Source organism: Algibacter lectus (assembly GCF_900112395.1).
GTDB lineage: Bacteria > Bacteroidota > Bacteroidia > Flavobacteriales > Flavobacteriaceae > Algibacter > Algibacter lectus.
The window spans coordinates 188,412-207,896 of record NZ_FOLN01000007.1; the positions used below are offsets into that span (position 1 = coordinate 188,412).

Annotated in this window: 13 protein-coding genes; 8 read left to right on the forward strand and 5 right to left on the reverse strand. The window is 32.1% G+C overall.

Translation table 11 applies throughout. The features are described 5' to 3' along the window. Positions 1 to 7: 7 nt before the first annotated feature. The 5 genes from BM246_RS13605 to BM246_RS13625 all read right to left on the reverse strand — a co-directional run bounded on the left by BM246_RS13605 (position 8) and on the right by BM246_RS13625 (position 8,391). A complete protein-coding gene (locus BM246_RS13605) occupies positions 8 to 1,273 on the reverse strand; it encodes a YdcF family protein (protein ID WP_074938636.1) in 1,266 nt (421 codons plus the stop codon). A gap of 45 nt (positions 1,274 to 1,318) precedes the next feature. Then, positions 1,319 to 2,986, reverse strand: a complete 1,668-nt coding sequence (locus tag BM246_RS13610) for a RagB/SusD family nutrient uptake outer membrane protein (protein ID WP_074938638.1) — start codon at positions 2,984 to 2,986, stop codon at positions 1,319 to 1,321. Between the two features lie 9 nt (positions 2,987 to 2,995). Next, positions 2,996 to 6,427 (reverse strand): TonB-dependent receptor, encoded by a 3,432-nt coding sequence (locus tag BM246_RS13615; RefSeq protein ID WP_231961861.1) that lies wholly within the window; start codon positions 6,425 to 6,427, stop codon positions 2,996 to 2,998. Positions 6,428 to 6,583: 156 nt separating this feature from the next. Beyond that, entirely contained in the window at positions 6,584 to 7,708 is a 1,125-nt protein-coding gene (locus BM246_RS13620; RefSeq protein WP_074938640.1) for a FecR family protein, read from the reverse strand. Positions 7,709 to 7,818: 110 nt separating this feature from the next. After that, positions 7,819 to 8,391, reverse strand: a complete 573-nt coding sequence (locus tag BM246_RS13625) for an RNA polymerase sigma factor (RefSeq protein ID WP_074938642.1) — start codon at positions 8,389 to 8,391, stop codon at positions 7,819 to 7,821. Positions 8,392 to 9,100: 709 nt separating this feature from the next. On the opposite strand from BM246_RS13625, the gene BM246_RS13630 reads away from it, so the two are divergent. The 8 genes from BM246_RS13630 to cas2 all read left to right on the forward strand — a co-directional run bounded on the left by BM246_RS13630 (position 9,101) and on the right by cas2 (position 19,399). Then, positions 9,101 to 9,649, forward strand: coding sequence for an RNA polymerase sigma-70 factor (locus BM246_RS13630; RefSeq protein ID WP_074938644.1), 549 nt, complete (start codon positions 9,101 to 9,103; stop codon positions 9,647 to 9,649). 122 nt (positions 9,650 to 9,771) lie between these two features. Continuing rightward, positions 9,772 to 10,686, forward strand: coding sequence for a FecR family protein (locus BM246_RS13635; protein WP_074938646.1), 915 nt, complete (start codon positions 9,772 to 9,774; stop codon positions 10,684 to 10,686). A gap of 83 nt (positions 10,687 to 10,769) precedes the next feature. Beyond that, entirely contained in the window at positions 10,770 to 14,009 is a 3,240-nt protein-coding gene (locus tag BM246_RS13640; protein WP_083415816.1) for a SusC/RagA family TonB-linked outer membrane protein, read from the forward strand. 12 nt (positions 14,010 to 14,021) lie between these two features. Next, a complete protein-coding gene (locus BM246_RS13645) occupies positions 14,022 to 15,560 on the forward strand; it encodes a RagB/SusD family nutrient uptake outer membrane protein (protein ID WP_074938648.1) in 1,539 nt (512 codons plus the stop codon). Between the two features lie 91 nt (positions 15,561 to 15,651). Next, complete coding sequence (locus BM246_RS13650) at positions 15,652 to 17,076, forward strand: purple acid phosphatase family protein (protein ID WP_074938650.1); 1,425 nt, start codon at positions 15,652 to 15,654, stop codon at positions 17,074 to 17,076. An 88-nt stretch (positions 17,077 to 17,164) separates the two neighbouring features. Then, positions 17,165 to 17,998, forward strand: a complete 834-nt coding sequence (locus BM246_RS13655; RefSeq protein ID WP_175489802.1) for a glycerophosphodiester phosphodiesterase family protein — start codon at positions 17,165 to 17,167, stop codon at positions 17,996 to 17,998. A 196-nt stretch (positions 17,999 to 18,194) separates the two neighbouring features. Further along, positions 18,195 to 19,079 (forward strand): type II CRISPR-associated endonuclease Cas1, encoded by an 885-nt coding sequence (gene cas1, locus BM246_RS13660; protein ID WP_074938656.1) that lies wholly within the window; start codon positions 18,195 to 18,197, stop codon positions 19,077 to 19,079. Next, positions 19,070 to 19,399, forward strand: coding sequence for a CRISPR-associated endonuclease Cas2 (gene cas2 / locus BM246_RS13665; protein ID WP_074938658.1), 330 nt, complete (start codon positions 19,070 to 19,072; stop codon positions 19,397 to 19,399). The genes cas1 and cas2 overlap by 10 nt, the downstream gene beginning before the upstream one ends. Positions 19,400 to 19,485: the final 86 nt, after the last annotated feature.

The window sequence follows — 19,485 nt, forward strand, 5'->3', positions numbered from 1 at the left end:
AAGGCGTCTATGGATCTAAAGGGTCTAATGGATTTTGGTGCAAGGATTCTATTCTTGGTTGGTATTCTACGGTTGTAGAATTGGTTCTTTCTAAAATGAAAGCAGGAATATACCCTAGTTCTTTCTCACAACGATTAATAAAACTAGCGTCTCCAACATAGTCACTGTGTCCGTTATTGGTAACAACAAGACCTAATTTTTCTAATGGAATGTCGCTGTTAATAATAAGCCTAGATGCATTGCGAAGGTTTGTGGTGGTATGTCGTGCATAAGGGTCTATTAGTATTCTGTTTTCTGGAATATGATAACGGTTTATGAGTTCTTTTTTCATTTCTATCGCTTCTGCAAAAGGTGCTCTAAACGGGTGGGCATGACCTCCTGAAACGATAATGATAGGCGCGTTTTTTTTCTGATATTCTATAACCCCTAATTGTAGGTTTAATTTACCTAAAGCTGTTAAAATATCTTTATTATTCTCAGGACCGTTTCCTAATATTAAAATGTTTGAGTAGGGGAACTCATCAAAATTAATTTGAGTTATAGCAGCAATTGTTTTTTCGTTTTCTCCTGTAATTAGCGGTTCATATCTTGCCGATTCATCTCTATGATTCATGTATAAAAGCGCTAAAGTATAATCTAAAGCGGGTTGAAAAAACAGCTGTGTAGGGGCTTCTTTTTTATGCATAAGCATATCACTCCACATAAATAAAGCGCCTTTATAATCTTTCTCTTTTACATTATACGAAACCGAATCTATGGTGTGGTAGCGGCCTTTTTCGCCTAAACCATAAACAGAAAGCGATTGGTTGATTGCTTTGGCGCAGAGTTGCCAAGCAGCACTAATGTACTCCGGGTTTCTTAAAGATTTAAAATTTTCGTATTTCCCCGATGGACGTAAGTTTTCTGTTATTAAAAGGTTTAATGCATCATTAGATGTGGCTTCTTTACTTAATATTGAAGCTATATCTTTAATGTCGTTATCTGAGAATTTATAAGCATCGATTAACGATTTAGTGTTCATTTGCTTAGATTTTAGACTAGCTGAGATAAGTTCCTTTTTGTTTTCATAAAAGGCGTTTAATTTATCATGATGTTCTAAAGATGCTATCAATTCTGGGGAGTTCTGAATTGCAGTGAACAGATAGAAATTCTGGTCTTGAACTTTAGAATGGGATATGGATGCCCTAAATTTGGGGGTGAAATCTGAGGTGTTTTGGGCGGCAATACTATTTATAAAGCCAACTAAAAACACAAGGATACAAAGTTTTTTCATTGTTTAAATATTAAAAAGGAAACCCGAAAGGGTTTCCTTTATTTTCTAATTATAATTATTGTTTTGTGTAACCGTGCCTTCCGGTACACCGTCAATATATCGTTGTGGTATAGGCCAATATTCATTTTTACCTTCAGTAAACACGGCATTTGTAAGGTGACTTCTTTTTGTTTTTTCAACTAATAGATAATCGTCTATAACATCTTTGGCAATGCCCCAACGTACTAAATTGAAAAAACGATGCCCTTCCATAGCGAGTTCTAATCTTGTTTCTAAATATACAGCCGCTCGTGCTGCTTCAGGATCGGTCCAAGTTTCATTGTAAGTTGCTATATTATAATTTGCAGCATCGGCTGTGCCATCTAAGTTTTTTGTTTTTTCAGAATCAATAGCACGTTGACGAATTTGGTTAACGAGTGCTCTAGCATTTTCTAAATTTCCTAACTCCATTTCTGCTTCTGCTTTCCATAAAATAACTTCAGCGTACCTAATAATATAGTAATTTAAAGCATTAACATAGGGCCAAGTGGTAACGAAGTAGGAGGAGTTTGCTGAAACAATACGTTTTTTAGGACCGTAAGGACCGTAAGTAGCTAAGTCTCTCGCCCAACTTTCTTCGTATAGAATACCTAAATCTTTGTAAGGGATATTTGGACGTCCAACAGTAATATCTAATCTTGGGTCTACAAAATCATTAGAAAGGATATCTGTGTTTTCGTTTAAGGGTAATCCAGCACTAGATGTTTTAAAAGCATTAATTAAATTTTGTGAAGGTCTGTGAAATCCATATTGAGAATAAAATGGGCCTCCAGGAGCAGTTAGTCGATCTCCAATACTTCCGTTATAGTTATTGGGTTGACCATCGTCAACGGAATGCTGAACGGCAAATATTATTTCTTTATTGTTATCATTTTCTGGTAAAAATAATTGCTCGAAATCTCCCATTAAACCATAATTGCTAGACATAACTTCATTGGTCGCGTCAATCACGTTTTGCCATTTTTTTTGAAATAAATAGCATTTTGCTAAGTAAGCTTTAGCCGCAATTTTAGTTGGTCTTCCTAATTCCTCCTGAGTGTCTGGAAGTCCATCATAAGCGGTTTGAAAATTGCCTTCAATTTTAGCCCATAACTCATCTGAAGTGAATTCTGTATTCGATCTTGCATAGTCTGCAACAGTTTCTGCAGTTTCATCGATATAAGGAATTCTGTTATATATTTTTTTTAGTTCAAAATAATAATGACCTCTTAAAAATGATAATTCAGCTAATCGTTTTGTTTTTAATGTCGCATCAAAATCTTTAGAAGCATTTAATAATCTAATAGCTTCATTAGATCTTTTAACCCCTTCATAAAGCGCAGACCATTTGCGTTCTACATCAATAATTGTGGGGTTGGTCGCATAAATTTCCATTTGGTGAATATTGTTTTGGTCACCAGTACCGCCACCACCTTTATAGCAATCATCGGAAACAACATCGCCAAAACTCCAGTTAGAATCTGGGGAATTATAAGCATTACTGGCACTATCAAATTGGCCATTTAGAACGCTATAAGCGGAAATAATAGCACGTTCAATATTTTCTGGTTTAACAATTTCAGAGGGGTCTACTTCACCATAGGTGGTCTCTTCTAAAAAATCTTTAGAACATGAGACGCATTGAATGGCTATACCAATTAGAAGTATGTATTTAATTTTATATATAAGTTTCATAACGTTTTTTTAAAATTTTAGATTAAGCCCTAATGTAAATGTGCGTGATGGTGGATAAATTCCACGGTCTACACCAATGTCTAAATTCCTGTTGTCAGAGGAGTAATTTTGTAAACCAATTTGAGGATTCATGCCACTATAATTAGTAATGGTAAACACATTGGTAGATTGCGCATAGATTCTAAGTTTTTTATCCTTCATAAAAGATTGATTGAAAGTGTACCCTATTTGCAACATGTTTAATTTAATATAAGAGCCATCTTCAACATAGAAAGAGGAGGGTCTAATGTTATTGTTTGGGTCGTCTAAAGACAATCTAGGAATAGAAGAACTAGCATTTTCTGGAGTCCATGCATTTAATAAATCTGCATTTTTATTATAAGCTGCTTGGTTGAAAAAGTGTGTTTTATATTTTGTTAAATTGTACAAATCATTACCAAAACTACCATTAAAGAACATGCCTAAATCTAGGTTTTTATAGTTGAAATTAAGATTCATACCTAACAAAACATCGGGATGTGGAGAGCCTATAAATGTTCGGTCCTTGTCGTCCAAAACGCCGTTTTCATCAACATCAATAAATCTAATATCACCAGGTTGAGCACTTGGTTGTAATCCGTAATCTGCAATCTCTTGGGCACTTTGAAATAAACCGTCAGCTTTATAGCCATAGAAAGATCCAATAGGTTGTCCAACGGCACTTCTTGAAACTTCTTGATCAAAATTCACAGAGTGCAGTGATGAACTCGGTATACCTAAAAATGGCACATTGTCTAATTCTGTAAGTTCATTTTTATAGGTTGTGAAATTAAGGCCCACAGCATAACCAAAATCATTAATTTTATCACTGTAATTAAGGTTCAATTCAAAACCTTTATTTTCCATTTTTCCATCATTAATCCATTGACCATCATTGGTGCCTCCATAGGTAAGAGGGATAATATTGTAAATTAAAATATCATCTGTTTTTTTTGTGTAGTATTCTGCAGATAGTTCTAATTTGTCATTCCAAAACCCTAAATCGACACCAATAGTTGTTCCTGTTGTGGTTTCCCATTTTAAATCTGGATTGGCTACACGGGTTTGGGTTAGACCGGTACTCACTGAATTTTGACCACCTCCAATAGCATAATCTGAATTAGCATTATTGTTCGTATAACTGTCAACGGTAGAGTAAGACGGTAGTTGCTGATTCCCAGTTTGTCCCCAACTTGCACGTATTAAGAAAGAAGAAAAGGCATCGCCTAGATCGATAAAATCTTCTCTATCTATACGCCAACCTGCAGAAAATGCTGGAAATGTACCGTAGTTATTATTTGCTAATCTTGATGTACCATCTCGTCTTACGGTTGCTGTAAAAAGATATTTTTCATCGTAGTTATATCGGGCTTGAGCAAAATAAGAACTTAAAGCCCACTCATTAGCATCTCCATAATTTAATTGATTTTCGGTACCATTGCTTAAATATCTAAAATTTAGGTCTTCATATAGAAAATTTTGTCTGGATGCTCCAAAACCTTCATAATAATACTTTATGGCTTCTTGACCTAAAAGCACATTGATGTTATGTAGTCCTAATTTTTTAGAATAATTTAAGGTGTTTGTCCAAATTAACTGGTAATTAAAGCTATTACTAGTACTAAGTGAATTTGTGTTGTTCTGTGCTAAAATTTCATCGTAAATAGGAGAGAAATCTCTAGAGTTATTGCTTTGGTAATCAATGCCTAAAGATGTTTTAGCGTTAAAATCACCAAGTTCAATACTTGCAAATATATTACCAATAGCCTGAATGCTTTTATCTGCGTTATCCTTATCGCGGTCTAAATCACCTAGTGGATTTTGTAAATCGTTTATGGGATTACCTGCAAAATTTCCGTTTATATCTTTAACAGGAATTATAGATGGAAATTGAAGGGCATTATAAACAATACTTCCTAAGGCCGAGTTTGTTCCTACCGATACACGCTCTTTGTAGGATGTCGTAAAGTTTTCTCCAATAGTTAAAAAATTGGACACCTTATAGCTTGAGTTTAAACGTACTGAATAACGCTCGTATCCCGTATTTTTAATAACACCTTCTTGATTGTAATAGCCTATCCCAAAGGATTGTTGTGATTTTGCATCACCTTTAGACATGGTTAAATTGTATGATTGAACAGGTGCGACTTGCATAATTTCCTTAATCCAATTTACATCGGCACTAGGAATGGTTTGTTCTGCATTTAAAAAATTAGGTATAGTTGCAGTATTGGGGTCATTACCATAAATATCGCTGCTAGGTGTTTTTCCATCGTTTATTGATGCTTGCCACAGTAAATCGCCGTATTGTTGTGCGTTTAGAGTTTTTGGAAGGTTAAAGGTGGATTGTAACCCATTATAAATATCTAATGTGGTTTCAAAACTCCCTTTTGTACTTCCTTTTTTAGTGGTGATTACTACCACTCCATTTGCTGCACGAGATCCATAAATAGAAGATGATGCGGCATCTTTTAAAACTTGTACGGTTTCAATATCAGTAGGGTTTATGCCGTCTAATCCGTTTGAAACCGGTACACCGTCTACAACTACTAGCGGGTCGTTATTATTAATGGTACTAAAACCGCGTACTCTAATAGAAGTTCCTCCTCCTGGACTGTTGTCACTCATAATTTGAATACCAGGAAGGCGACCTTCTAGCATTTCGGCAACATTTGCCACAGGTTTTGTGTTAATGTCCGCTGGAGAAATAGAAGCGACCGATGCTGTAACGTTTTTACGATTTTCAGCAGTATATCCCACAATAAGAACTTCTCCCAAAAGAGAGGTGTCTTGCTTTAATTGGATATTAAGTTGTGTTTGGTTTCCAACTAATATTTCCTGAGTTTCATAACCTACATAGGATATCACAATAACGGCATTAGAGGAATTTAATGAGATAGAGAAATTTCCATCAAAATCTGTAGTCACACCATTAGAGGTGCCTTGCTCTATAATACTTGCTCCTGGTAAAGGCACGTTATTTTCATCAAATACTTTACCAGATAAGGTCTGTTTTTCTATAATGATACTCTGCTCGTTGATCTGTGTTTTAGCTTGTTTTTGTTTTACTAAATACACTAAACGGTCTTTAAAATTAAAAGTAACATCGGTGTCTTTAAAAATAAGTTCTAATACAGATGCTATATTTTCGTTTTTTGCATTTAAAGAGATTGTTCTTTTAAGGTCAACATCTTTTACTTTGTAAATAAAACGAAATTCGGATGTGCTTTCTACTTCGTCTATAAATTCACTTATAGAAACATTTTCAAGGCTTAAGGAAACTTTGGTGCGCTGTGCATAAGATTCCTTGGCTTGTAATGTAAATAATGTGAATAAAAAGAATAGGGTGGTTAGTTTCATTTTTAAATCGAATTTCCCCATGTGATAGGGGCTTCTATTTGTTTTAGTAAATTTTTTTTTCATACTTTTATAGTCTTGATGTGGTTATATTTTATTTAATCACTGTTTTATAATCGGGAAATGCTCGTAACATTTTCCGGTTTTTTGTTTTTATCAGTGACATTTTTCTGTGTGTTTTGTTCTGTTTTTTTAATGCATTGGCCTTAGGGGTATTATATGTTAGTTAATAATTATTTTGTTTCCAGTTATGGAATAGGTTATGTTATAATTTTCTTTTAAGCTTTCTAAAATCACATCAATAGATTCGTTTCCAAAACTGGCATTTAATACTGCTTTAGAGAGTTTACTATTGTTGTTTACAATATCTATATCATAATAGCGTTCCAATTTTTTTAAGATATTCTCAAAAGTCATATTTCTAAAAACCAGTTCACCGTTTATCCAAGAGGTATAAATATTTGTTCGTACCGTTTTAGTTTCAATTTGATTGTTCAATCGATTAAAACTTGCTTTATAGCCTGGTTTTAAAACGGTTTGAGAATCTTGGTTTTGTCTGTCGTCATATAAGGCAACAGAGCCTTCTACTAAAACAATCTCGGAAATATTATCTTCTGAATATGCTTGAACATTGAACTCTGTACCTAATACTTTTACATTCAGCTGATCTGCATTTACAATAAAGGGACGGACACTATCTTTGGCAACTTTAAAATAAGCTTCGCCTGTAATAAAAACTTGTCTGTCCATACCATTCAAAAATTTAACAGGATATTTTATAGATGTTCCAGCGTTTAAGTAAACCGAAGTTCCATCAGATAGCTCTATTTCAAATCTTTTACCATAGGGAACTTTGAGTGTGTTATAGGCTACATCTTTTATAGATATGCCTTTTTCATATACTAAGCGTTTACCTTTTTGAGTTCCTATTAGACTTCCTGCTTTGTTTAAAAAGGAGTTTGTTTTTAGGTTTTCATCGATAACTTTTATTGAACCATCCTCTAACTCTAAAGTTATAGCGTTAGTTGGTATATTTGTTAGTGAATTTTGAATATGATGTAAATACAGATAACTTGTAATCATTAACCCTAGAAAGACAGCAGCAATTGTTTTTATTTGTGTGTAATATTTCTTTTTTTGTTTTCTAGTTTCATGAAATCTTATTGTGGATTTTATTCTTCTTAATGTCTCCATTCTAGTTTTATCTTCTTCAGAGATATTCCAAGTGCTTATTAAATCTTTAAATTGTGCTTTTTCACAAAAAGAGAACAGTATGTTTTTTTCTCTTTCAGAGCATTCACCTTTTTGGTGTTTTTTAGCTAATTTTAAAAACTCATTTTTAGTCATAGTACCTTTTTACATTAGCAAGACGCAGAACTATTAAAGTTCTCACATAGAAATAATTGCAAAAAACCTTATTTAACCTATAGATAATATTGAGGAAACAAAATGGTAAACTACTGGATAAACGAAAAAATTAGTAAGATACCGGTAGCCTTATCTATTACTGCTCTTAAATGTTTTAAAGCTAGATAAAGTTGGTTTTCTACAGTTCGTTGAGATATTTTAAAGTAGTTAGCAATTTCTATGTTGGAATAGTCATCGTAACGGCTCATAAAAAATATGTCTCTACATCTATTAGGGAGGTCTTTAGCAGCATTTTCGATTAGAATTTTTAAATCTTTACCGTTTATAGCTTCGTCTATTTCAGGAGAAAAAGATAGATTATTTAATATTTTTTCATCTAATTCAGTGAATTGAGCTTTTCTAAGCAGAGAGATTGATCTATTCTTAGCAGAAACAAATAAATAATTTTCAAAAGATGTGATTTTTAGAGATTCTCTTTTTATCCAAATATTAGTGAATATTTCATGTATGACGTCTTCCGCTAAGCCTTTATCATTAAGGATGTTTAGAGAGTATGAAAAAAGCCTTTTCCAGTATATATTATATAGCTGATTAAAAGCCATCTCATTTCCTTTTTTGATAAGTATTAATAGTTGAGTATCGTCTTTGTCACTTAATCTCACTTTAGTAGAATTTTTGTGAAAATTAGGAAAAGAGATTTATGGAAATTGAAATTCTTCGTTAAGTAATTATTAATTTTAGTTTATGTTAGTTATTGGTTAATCTTTTAGAAACAGTAGTTCAAATTGAAAAAAGATCTAACATTTAAATTTTATTTTAACAAAAAAGAGGTTACTAGGTATACTATAAATTTTAAAAACAGAGTTTTTACATTTTAAATGTGATTTTTAGTTGAGTTTAAATAATAAGTTATATACAACAATTGTTTACCAGGAGTTCTTTAAAAAACAGGAATAGCTTTACTGTAAGTGTTATTTAATTTAGCGTCAAACGAACGTTTGTTTGACGCTAAATTTGAGTTTTTCATCATAAAATGAATTTATAACTGGTTATTTGATAATGAAAAACTAATAAGTTTTTTATAAAGCAGAAAATGTTAGTAATATTAAGTTGTTTGTGTTTCCGGATAGCGATTATGTTTGGCTAGACTAGTAATCGCTCCGACTGAGAAAGAAACAATTAAGACGTTGGAGCAAATTTATGTTAAAAACAAACATAAAATTATGACCGAGCGCTGTAGTGAGTAATATTTTAAATAAACCAGGAAGCATAGTTTATACTACTATTTAATAATGTACCTGGAAAAGCTTCTTAACAAATTCTTTACTTTTTCGTAATCTAGGTTCTTTTAATTTTGATTTGATTTGTTACATGCAAAGACAGTCTAATAATATTAATTTTTTTAAAGAATTAATGTACAAGATTAAAAACTCTGATGAGTCGGCCTTTACTATACTCTATAATAGACTATGGGAACGTATGTATGCTCTTGCATTTTCATTATTAAAAAATAAAGACTTATCTAAAGACCTCGTTCAAGAGGTTTTTATTGATTTTTGGGAGAGGCGATTAAGTATTGAAAGTACTAATATAGAAGCTTATCTAATTAAAGCTATTCGTTTCAGAGTTTACAAGGAGCTAAGAGATAGTAAGCTTAAAGCAAATGTAGATTTGTTAGATATGATTAAAGCTCCACATACCGGTGGGGTATTAAATGATCTGCAACTGAAAGAGACACAAAAAAGTATCGATAAGGCAATTGATAATTTACCCAAAAAGCGTCAACAAGTTTTTACTTTAAGTCGTTACAGCGAACTTAATAATTACGAGATATCTCAAAAGTTGGGTATTTCAAAGCGAACTGTTGAAACTCAAATTTCTTTGGCAATTAGAAGCATTAAAAGTGAAATAGGCTTTTAGGGAGCTTGTTTTGATTGCTGTTTTATTCCTTTAAATAACTTCAATATTAACTTAACGTAAAGATTCATTTTCTTTTTACGTGCGCACTACCTATTGTGGTATATACCTATAGATACTTTATTATGACTAAAGAAGAATTTGAAATCCTTTTGGATAAATTTTTAAATAAAACAATTACTGAGGAAGAGGAGGCTTTATTAATAGCTTATGAAGAAGAGGCTATTAAAGAATCTAAAAGTGATATTTTTTTAAGTGAGTTAGAAAAAAAACATGTAAAAAAAAGCATGTATCGTGCTATTAAGAAAGAAGTTAAACCAAAACGTATTTTTAAAATTGGGGTGGCTGCTTCTATTGTCCTGCTTATTGGGCTAGGTAGTTTTTTGTTCTTAAAACAACAAAATAACTCAGGAATTTTAAGTGTATCTAATAGGTCAGATCAATTTAAAAAAGTGACTTTGATAGATGGTAGCATAGTTATTCTTAATAAAAATAGTGAGTTAAAATATAATAATGATTTTAATGGAACTAGGCATTTGGATTTAATTGGAGAAGGTTTTTTTGAAATAAAAAGGAATGAGAAAAAGCCTTTTATCGTTAAAACTCAAGATTTGAATACAAAAGTATTAGGTACTAGTTTTAATATTTCAGAGAATGATTCTGTTATTAAGGTCACCGTCGCAACTGGCTTAGTAGAAGTTTTTGATGCGAATCATTCCGTTAGGCTAAAACCGAACGAACAAACTAAATATAGGACAGTCACAAAGTCTTTCTTAACTAAAAAAATACCGCATGAGTTCTTTATCTCATGGTTTAATGAGACTACTTATTTAGACAAGGTTACTATGAAGGAATTAACAGATTTTATAAGGGAAAATTATAATACTCAAATTACATTTTTAAATAAGAACTCAGAAAATGTACAAATTTCTGTAACAATAAAGAGAAATGAAAGCTTAGAAAGCTTGCTGGAAAAAATTAATTACATAAGCGAATTAAAACTAACCTTAAAAGAAAACAATATGATAGAAATAAAATAGAATTAAGCAAAAAAAAGGAAGAGTCTGCGGTCACAGACTCTTCCGGTAAAAGCGTCGAAATATATAACAAAACAACACTTAAAATGAAATTTAAAAATTACTTGTCTAAGTTAATTATACTATTTATTATAATAAGTTTAATTCCTATTACTAGTTATGGGAATAACTCTAAAAATATATTAGAATTAAAAATAAGCATTAAGCTAGAAAATGCTAAACTAACAACTATTTTTTCAAAATTAAAAAAAGAAAACGATATTAATTTTTCTTTTGGAGAACGGGTTATAGAAGATAACTCTAAATATACTATTAATTACAATGATATTGAGCTGGTTAATATTTTAAATGATTTGGGGCTAAAAGGAGGCTTTAAGTATCAAATTATAGAAAATAATATTTTAATAAAAAAAAATGAATTTCAGGAGCGTGTAAGAGGTAAAATTAGTGATGTTAATGGAGTGCCTCTTCCGGGAGCTTCGATTGTAGAGAAAGGAACAAGCCACGGGACTACTTCTAATTTTGAAGGTGAATTCTCTATAGTAGTTTCAGAACCAAGATCTCTTTTTATTGTTAGTTTCATCGGTTACAAAACAAAAGAAGTTACTTTAAATAGAGCAGAAAATAACGAAGTTGTTTTGCTTGAAGATGTTAATGAACTAGATCATGTTTTAATCGTGGGTTATGGAAAACAAAAAAGAAGAGATATTACAGGAGCAATCTCTTCAGTCTCAGATACAGATATTTCTGAAGTACCATCAACAAATGCTATACAAGCCTTAAAAGGGAAAGTCGCGGGAGTAGATATTTATAATGGAGGGAATGAGCCAGGCTCAGACGTAACTATTAGAATTCGTGGTCAACGATCTATTGGAGCAGATAATTCTCCTTTAGTTGTTCTAGACGGTATTCCGATTATAGGGGGACTTAATGAAATAAATCCAAATGATATTTCATCAATAGAGGTTTTAAAAGATGCTTCCGCTACAGCTATTTATGGATCAAGAGCTTCGAACGGAGTTATTTTAGTAACTACTAAACGAGGTGTTACAGGTAAAACATCAGTAAATTTTTCTTCATACTACGGACAAACATCAGTGATTAATCATCTCGATTTAATGAACGGTGAAGAGTTTGCTAGTTTGAGAAGAGAGGCTGAGAGAACAGTTAGCGGTAATGGAACTTATCCTGATGATAGTACTATTTTTGATAATATAGCATTAGAGTCTCTTAAAGAAGGTAGGGAAACTGATTGGCAAAAGTTAATATACGGAAATGGTAGTAAAGAAAATCATCAATTAGGTATAATGGGAGGAAGTGAAAGTACCCAGTTTAGCACTTCTCTAAATTATTTTAAAGAACAAGGAATTGTAGAGAACTCGAAATTTGAACGAGCGTCTATTAGAGTAAATCTTGATCATCAAATTAGTGATAAAATTAAGTTTGGGGTATCTTCTTTTATAAGTAGAACAAAACAAAATATAACTCAAAACGATTTATTTGATAATGTTTTGAGGCTAAATCCTTTAGGATGGGCGTATGGAGAAGATAATGAGGTTTTGTTTAGACCCACAAATGATGAAAGTCAACGCGTAAATCCCTTATCAGATATAGATAATTCTCTTAGTGATAATTTTAAAACTAGAGTTTTTGCTAGTTTGTTTGCCGAATATAAATTACTGGATAATTTAAGTTATAGGTTAAATATAGGTCCTGATCTTCAATTTAATAAAACCGGGTACTTTTATGGCAGCAATACAACCAATAATCAAGGAGGAGCTTCTACTGCAGGTACTAGTAATGCCGATGTTACATCATTAGTAATTGAGAATATTTTAAATTACAATCCCGATTTAGGTGATAAGCATTCAATATCAACAACGTTAGTTCAGAGTTATCAGAACCAGATACAGAAAACTAATTATACTAATGTTAAAAACTTACCATATGATTCTCAAACTTATAATAATTTAGGGTCAGCAGGAGAGGTGACAAGTATTGGAAGTAATCATCAAAAATGGAGGTTGCTATCTTATACAGCAAGATTTAACTATCAATTTGATCAACGTTATTTATTCACGTTAACAGGCCGTGCCGATGGATCTTCTAGGTTTTCAGAAGGTAACAAATGGGGCTTTTTTCCTTCTGCAGCTATAGGCTGGAGGTTATCTAAAGAAGACTTTTTTAATGTGCCAAACGAAATTATATCTGATTTAAAGTTTAGAGTGAGTTATGGCGAAACAGGGAATACGGCGATAGAACCATATCAAACCTTTAGCACTTTAAATAAGAGCTATTATGCTTTTGGAAATAATGCTGCTCCAGGGTTTAGCCCCGGTTCAATTTCTAATCCTGAATTGAAATGGGAAACAACAAAACAAACTAACTTTGGTTTAGATTTTGAAGTTTGGAACCGGAATTTAACTGGTAGTTTGAATTATTATAAAGCTGATACACAAGATTTATTGCTGCCTAGAAGTTTGCCTACGAGTTCTGGTTTTACAACAGTTTTAGAAAATATAGGTTCTACTAGAAATACAGGGGTAGAGGTTAATTTATCTTTAAATAATATTTTATCATCAAAAGATTTTAGATGGGAAGCAGATTTTACTTTTTCAACTAATAAAAATAAAATTACTCAAATTTATGGTGATGGTAAGGATGATATTGGTAATCTATGGTTTATAGGTCAACCTATAAATGTTTTCTATGATTATCGAAAAGTTGGTATTTGGCAACTAGATGAGGCAGATGAAGCGGCATCTTTTGGATTTGAACCGGGACAAATAAAAGTTGAAGATATAAATGGAGATAAAGCTATAGATGCGAATGATAGAGTTGTTTTAGGTTCTCCTACTCCAAAATGGATAGCAGGAATGACTCAGCGGTTTTCTTACAAAGGTTTTTTACTTTCAGTAGTAATGCAAACAAGACAAAACAATTTAATAAGTTCGGAGTTTTATGGTAATAATAACAGATTAGCAGGACGTTATAATAACCTTGATGTTGATTATTGGACACCAGAAAACCCAACTAATGAAAATCCAAGACCTAACGTAAGTCAAGAAAGTGTTTATTTAGGTTCAACTCTTACGTATAAAGATGTCAGTTTTGTTAGAGTTAGAAATTTAATGCTCAGTTATTCTATTCCAGAAGAGGTGTTAAAACAGATTAACCTTACAGGTTTAACTTTCAATTTTACAGCCGAAAATCCATTTACAATTACAAACTATGAAGGTTTTGATCCTGAGTTTGAATCTAATGGAGAGCGAGCATTGTATCCATCAACTAAGACAATTGCTCTTGGTGTAAATATTAATTTTTAAATAGTATTTCAAATGAATAAAAGACTTTATTATTTAGTAATTAGCTTATCCGTTTTTTTTATTAATGGATGTAGCTTAGAGGAAAAGCCTTTGTCTGAAGCTGCACCTAACTCAATTTTTAGTACAGCTTCAGGAATAAGGGATGGTGTAAATGGTGTTTATGCTTCATTAAGAAGTATATATGGTACTCAAGAAGGGTTTTCGGTAACGACTTTTGGAACAGATCTTTTTCAGCACGGAAAAGATGGAGGTGCTAAATTTATGGACACCTATTCTTCTGAATTGAATTCAACAGAAACTTATTTTTATAGAATATGGACTTATTGTTATGCTGGTATAAATGCTGCGAATACTGTTTTAGATAGAATTGATGAGGTTGAAGACTTATCCGAAGATCAAAAAAATATTTACAAAGCAGAAGTACGTTTTTTACGGGCACATTATTACTATTGGCTTTCGTTGCAATACGGTGATGTGGTGTTAAGAGAAGGGGGGACTAAAGGGGTGAACACTGAAGATTTACCCACGGATAAAAGAACGATTTGGGAGTTTATGAAGGAGGATACTCAATTTGCTGTTGATAATTTAAAATTTACAACAGCTGATTACGGGAGGGTTACAAAGGGGGCTGCTTTACATCAATTAGCAAGAATTTTATTGTTATTGGAAGATTATCAAGGGGCTGAAGCGGCTGGCAAAACCGTTATAAATGACGCTCCATATCAGCTTCAAAATCGGTATTCAGATGTTTTTGATTATGATAATCAAGTGAATACTGAAATAATTTTTGCCGTTCAATATTTAAATGATGCATTAAATAATGGAGACGGTAATCAGGGGCATTTGTTTTTTACTCCGGCCTATGATCAATTTGCTGGTTTAACTCGTGATGTTACACAAGGAGGTCGTCCATATACTAGATTTAGACCTACAGAATTTTTTAGAAACCTTTTTGAAGAAAATGACTCAAGATTCGATGCTACTTTTCGATATAACTGGTATTATAATAAAGCGGAAACACTTCCCGAAGGCAAAAACTTAGGCGAGATGGTGGAGTGGGAAATAGAACCTAATGTTTTCTCCTTTGTAGCTCCTAATATTGATAAAATGCATTGGGGTATGAAAAAACACGATGATCCTACTAGAGCAAGCTTTCAAGATAAAGCAGGGTTTAGAGATTTTTTTGTGTTTCGATTGTCTGAAACTTATTTAATAGTAGCAGAAGCTCTTGTGCTTCAAGGAAAGCAAGAGGAAGCTGCAGGTTTTGTAAATATTGTTAGAAATAGAGCAGCTAAACCAAGCTTAAGTATGACCCAAATTAAAGCTGAAGATATGAATATTGATACCATACTAGACGAAAGAGCATTGGAGTTAGGTGGTGAAGAATTGAGGTGGATGGATTTAGCAAGAACAGGAAAGTTGTTAGAACGGGTGAAATTATATAATCCTAATGGGGCTCCTAATATAAAAGACTATCACCAATTACGTCCAATTCCACAAGCGCAAATAGATTTAAGCACCGTTGAATTCCCTCAAAATATTGGATATTAAAAATAAATCATAAATAACATATTGTTATTTTGATAATTATAAACAACCAGAAAATTTAAGAGTTTTCTGGTTGTTAATTAAAAATTAAATCATGAAAAAAAGTGTTTTTGTTCTTATGGCCGTTTTAGGTTTATTATCATGTAAAACAGCAAATAAAGAATCCAATTCTCATGATGAAGATCATGAACATTTCCATTCGCAATATTCATCAATGTCCGAGGTAGATGCACATAAACTTATTTTTCCATCAAAAACTCCTGATAGAATAATTGTGAGTTTAACGGAAGACGCTAATCATAGTTTTGCTGTTAACTGGAGAACAAACCAACAGGTTGATACTGCATACGTACAGGTAGCAGAAGAAACTCATGGACCAGATTTTTTACTAGATAAAAACAAGCAACAATTTACTGCTAAAACAGAATTCATAGCTGTAGAAAATATTAGAGACCAAGAACCTTTGGTAAAAGCGGCATATCATTCTGCAATTATTAATAACTTAAAACCAGGCACTAATTACGTGTATAGAGTTGGTGATGGGAATAAAAACAATGATACTTGGAGCGAATGGTTTCAAATAAAAACGCCTTCATCAAACAAAAGCGAACCTTTTAGTTTTATTTATTTTGGAGATGCGCAAAACGATGTGAAATCTATGTGGTCTAGAGTTCTTCGTAAATCATACAAAATGATGCCAGAAGTCGATTTTATGCTACATGCTGGAGATTTAATTAATCATAGTGAATCAGATAGAGAATGGGGAGAGTGGTTTTATGCGGGGAGTTTTATACATGCAACAGTACCTAGTGTCATGACGCCTGGAAATCATGAATATGATAAAACTGTAGAACGAAAGAAATTATCAGCCTTATGGAAACCACAATTTACATTGCCTGAAAATGCACCTATAGAAGAGCTTAAAGAAACTTGTTATGCTTTAGAGTATCAAAGTATGAAATTGATTTCTATTGATGCACAAAGTTTTATTAATAGTGAGTACTCACGAAACCAACAAATAAAATGGTTAGATTCTGTTTTAGCAAGCAATACTAAAAAATGGATAACCATTACAATGCATTACCCAATTTATTCAACTAAAAAAGGAAGAGATAATAAAGAGTTAAGAGAAGGTTTAAAGCCTTTAATAGATAAATATAATGTTGATTTGGTTTTACAAGGGCACGATCATACTTACGCCAGAGGTTATGCTTCGAACGAAGGTTTAGGAAAAACAGTAGTTGAAGAAGCAGGAGCTATTTATGCTGTTTCTGTTAGTGGTCCTAAAATGTATGAATCTCAGAATCAAGATTGGATGGTTAAGCGCGGGGAATTTACTCAGCTTTTTCAGATAATAACAATAGAAGGAGACACTTTAAAGTACGATTCATACACCCCAATGGGAAGCGTATATGATAGCTTTCATCTAATAAAAAAAGAGGATGGTACTAAGAAAGTAATTAATGATCCTGAAAGTCAGGAATTCATGAGATTTAAAAGCGATTTTATAAAAGAATAATGAAGTGTTTATGGAATTGACGTAGACATTTAATAATGAACATAAATAAATGAAAAATACTAAAATTATAATAATTTCAAAAGTACTGGTGCTATTCTGTCTTTTTTTAGACTTTGAAATTCAAGCACAAACCACCAGAGTAGACAGTATTCTTATTGATTTTCATGACAATAAAAATGTACTGGTAGCGTCACATAGAGCAGCTCATCAAGAATATCCTGAAAACTCTATAAAAGCGATAGAAGAATGTATTCGTTTAGGAGTTGATATTGTCGAATTAGATATTAGGCAAACTAAAGATGGTGAAATAATAATAATGCATGACAGTACAGTGGATAGAACTACTAACGGAAAAGGTAAAGTGGATGAATTAAACTGGAATTATTTACAAAACTTAAACCTTTTATTTAAAGAAAAAGAGACTAGTGAAAAAATTCCAAGTTTTGAAGATGTTTTGAAAGTTACTAAAGGGAAAATTCTAATTGATGTAGATTTTAAGGCGAGTAGTGTGGACGCTATTAGTAAGACTTATGCTTTAATTAAAGAATATGGAATGGAAGATCAAATTTTGTTTTATTTATACGATTACGAGAAGATTCCATTATTACGAAATATAAATTCTAAAGTAAAAATTATGCCTAGAGCTTATAGTAAAAGAGATGTAAAAAGAATTTTTAAGTATGATAGTATTTATATAACTCACATAGATGCTGGATTCTACAAAGCGACTCTCATGGAAAAAATGATTCAACAAGGATCTAGAGTTTGGATAAATTCACTTGGTAAATATGACGATATGGAGAAGAATAAGAAAAACTCCGGGTTTGATAGGCTTTTAGAAAAGCGATATGTAAATGTTATACAAACAGATTTACCGGAGGAGTTATTATCTTATTTAAAACAGAAAAACTTACATAGATAATATCAATTTGTTTCAGTTATTCCTTTTAGGGCACAATGGTACTAAGCTATTGTGCCTTTTTTATTGATTATTAATGCTTTAGGTATTGTTTTTCTGGTGAGATATTCAAAGAATTTTAGTTTTTTAAAAACTAATTTATTAATTTAGTAATTCCCTGCTGTTTTGTTAGTTAGCTATAATTTTTAAATAATTTGCTATGCTAAAAAAAACATTGTTATTCTCGAATAAGTGCTCAATAACAACCAGAAATTACCAATTAGTAATTAAATCTGACGCAAGAGATGGTTTAGTTCCAATTGAAGATATTGGTTTTGTTGTTATAGATAACCCTGAAATTTATATAAGTATCACGGCACTAAATTTATTAATTGAAAATAACGCATCCGTAATTACATGTAGTAAAAGCCATTTGCCAAATGGGATGTTTCTAAACCTTAATAGTCACCATATTCAACAAGATGTTTTTAAACATCAAATAGCGGCTAGTGTACCTTTAAAAAAACAACTTTGGCAACAAACAATTGTTGAAAAAATTAAAAATCAGGGCATATTATTACAGCAAATTACAAAAAGGAAAAATAAACTTGATTTTTTAGCTAGTAAAGTTCTTAGTGGAGATACTACTAACATGGAAGCTGTAGCAGCTAAGTTTTACTGGAAATCTTTTTTTGATATAGAATTTAAACGCGAGCGTTTTGGAAATTACCCAAACAACTTTTTAAATTATGGCTACGCTATTTTAAGAGCGGCGACTGCAAGAGCGTTGTCTGGTAGTGGATTGTTAAACACTTTGGGTATACATCATAAAAGTAAATACAACGCTTTTGCTCTTGCTGATGATATAATGGAGCCTTTTCGTCCAATTATAGATGAAGCGGTATATACTATTATGGAACACTATGATGAACAGGAGCTTAATACCGAAATTAAATCTGTGTTATTAGAAACGTTAACACGAACGGTTTATTTTAAAAATGAAAAAAGTACATTAATGGTTGCTTTGCAAAAAACAGCAAGTTCTTTGCAGCAATGCTATAGTGGTAAAAGAAAAAAAATCAATTACCCTAAATTATGGAACTAAACGGTTATAGAATTATGTGGCTATTTGTCTTTTTTGATTTACCAACAGATACAGCTAAAGATCGAAAGAATGCTTCGGGATTTAGAAAAAACTTACTAAAAGATGGTTTTACCATGATGCAATACTCCGTATATATGCGGCATTGTGCAAGTAGTGAAAGTGCAGATGCCCATGAAAAAAGAATAAAAAAACTATTACCTCCTTTTGGAAAAGTGAGTATTTTGAGGATTACCGATAAGCAATTCGGTAATATTATGAATTTTTGGGGTAGGGCTGCTCAACCTAAAGAACCGCAACCAATTCAGTTAGAACTCTTTTAAATTAAAAAAACGACTCAATTTCACCTTATCACTGTGAAAAAGAATCGTTTTTTTTAACGATATTTCATTATAAGTCCTTAGTTATT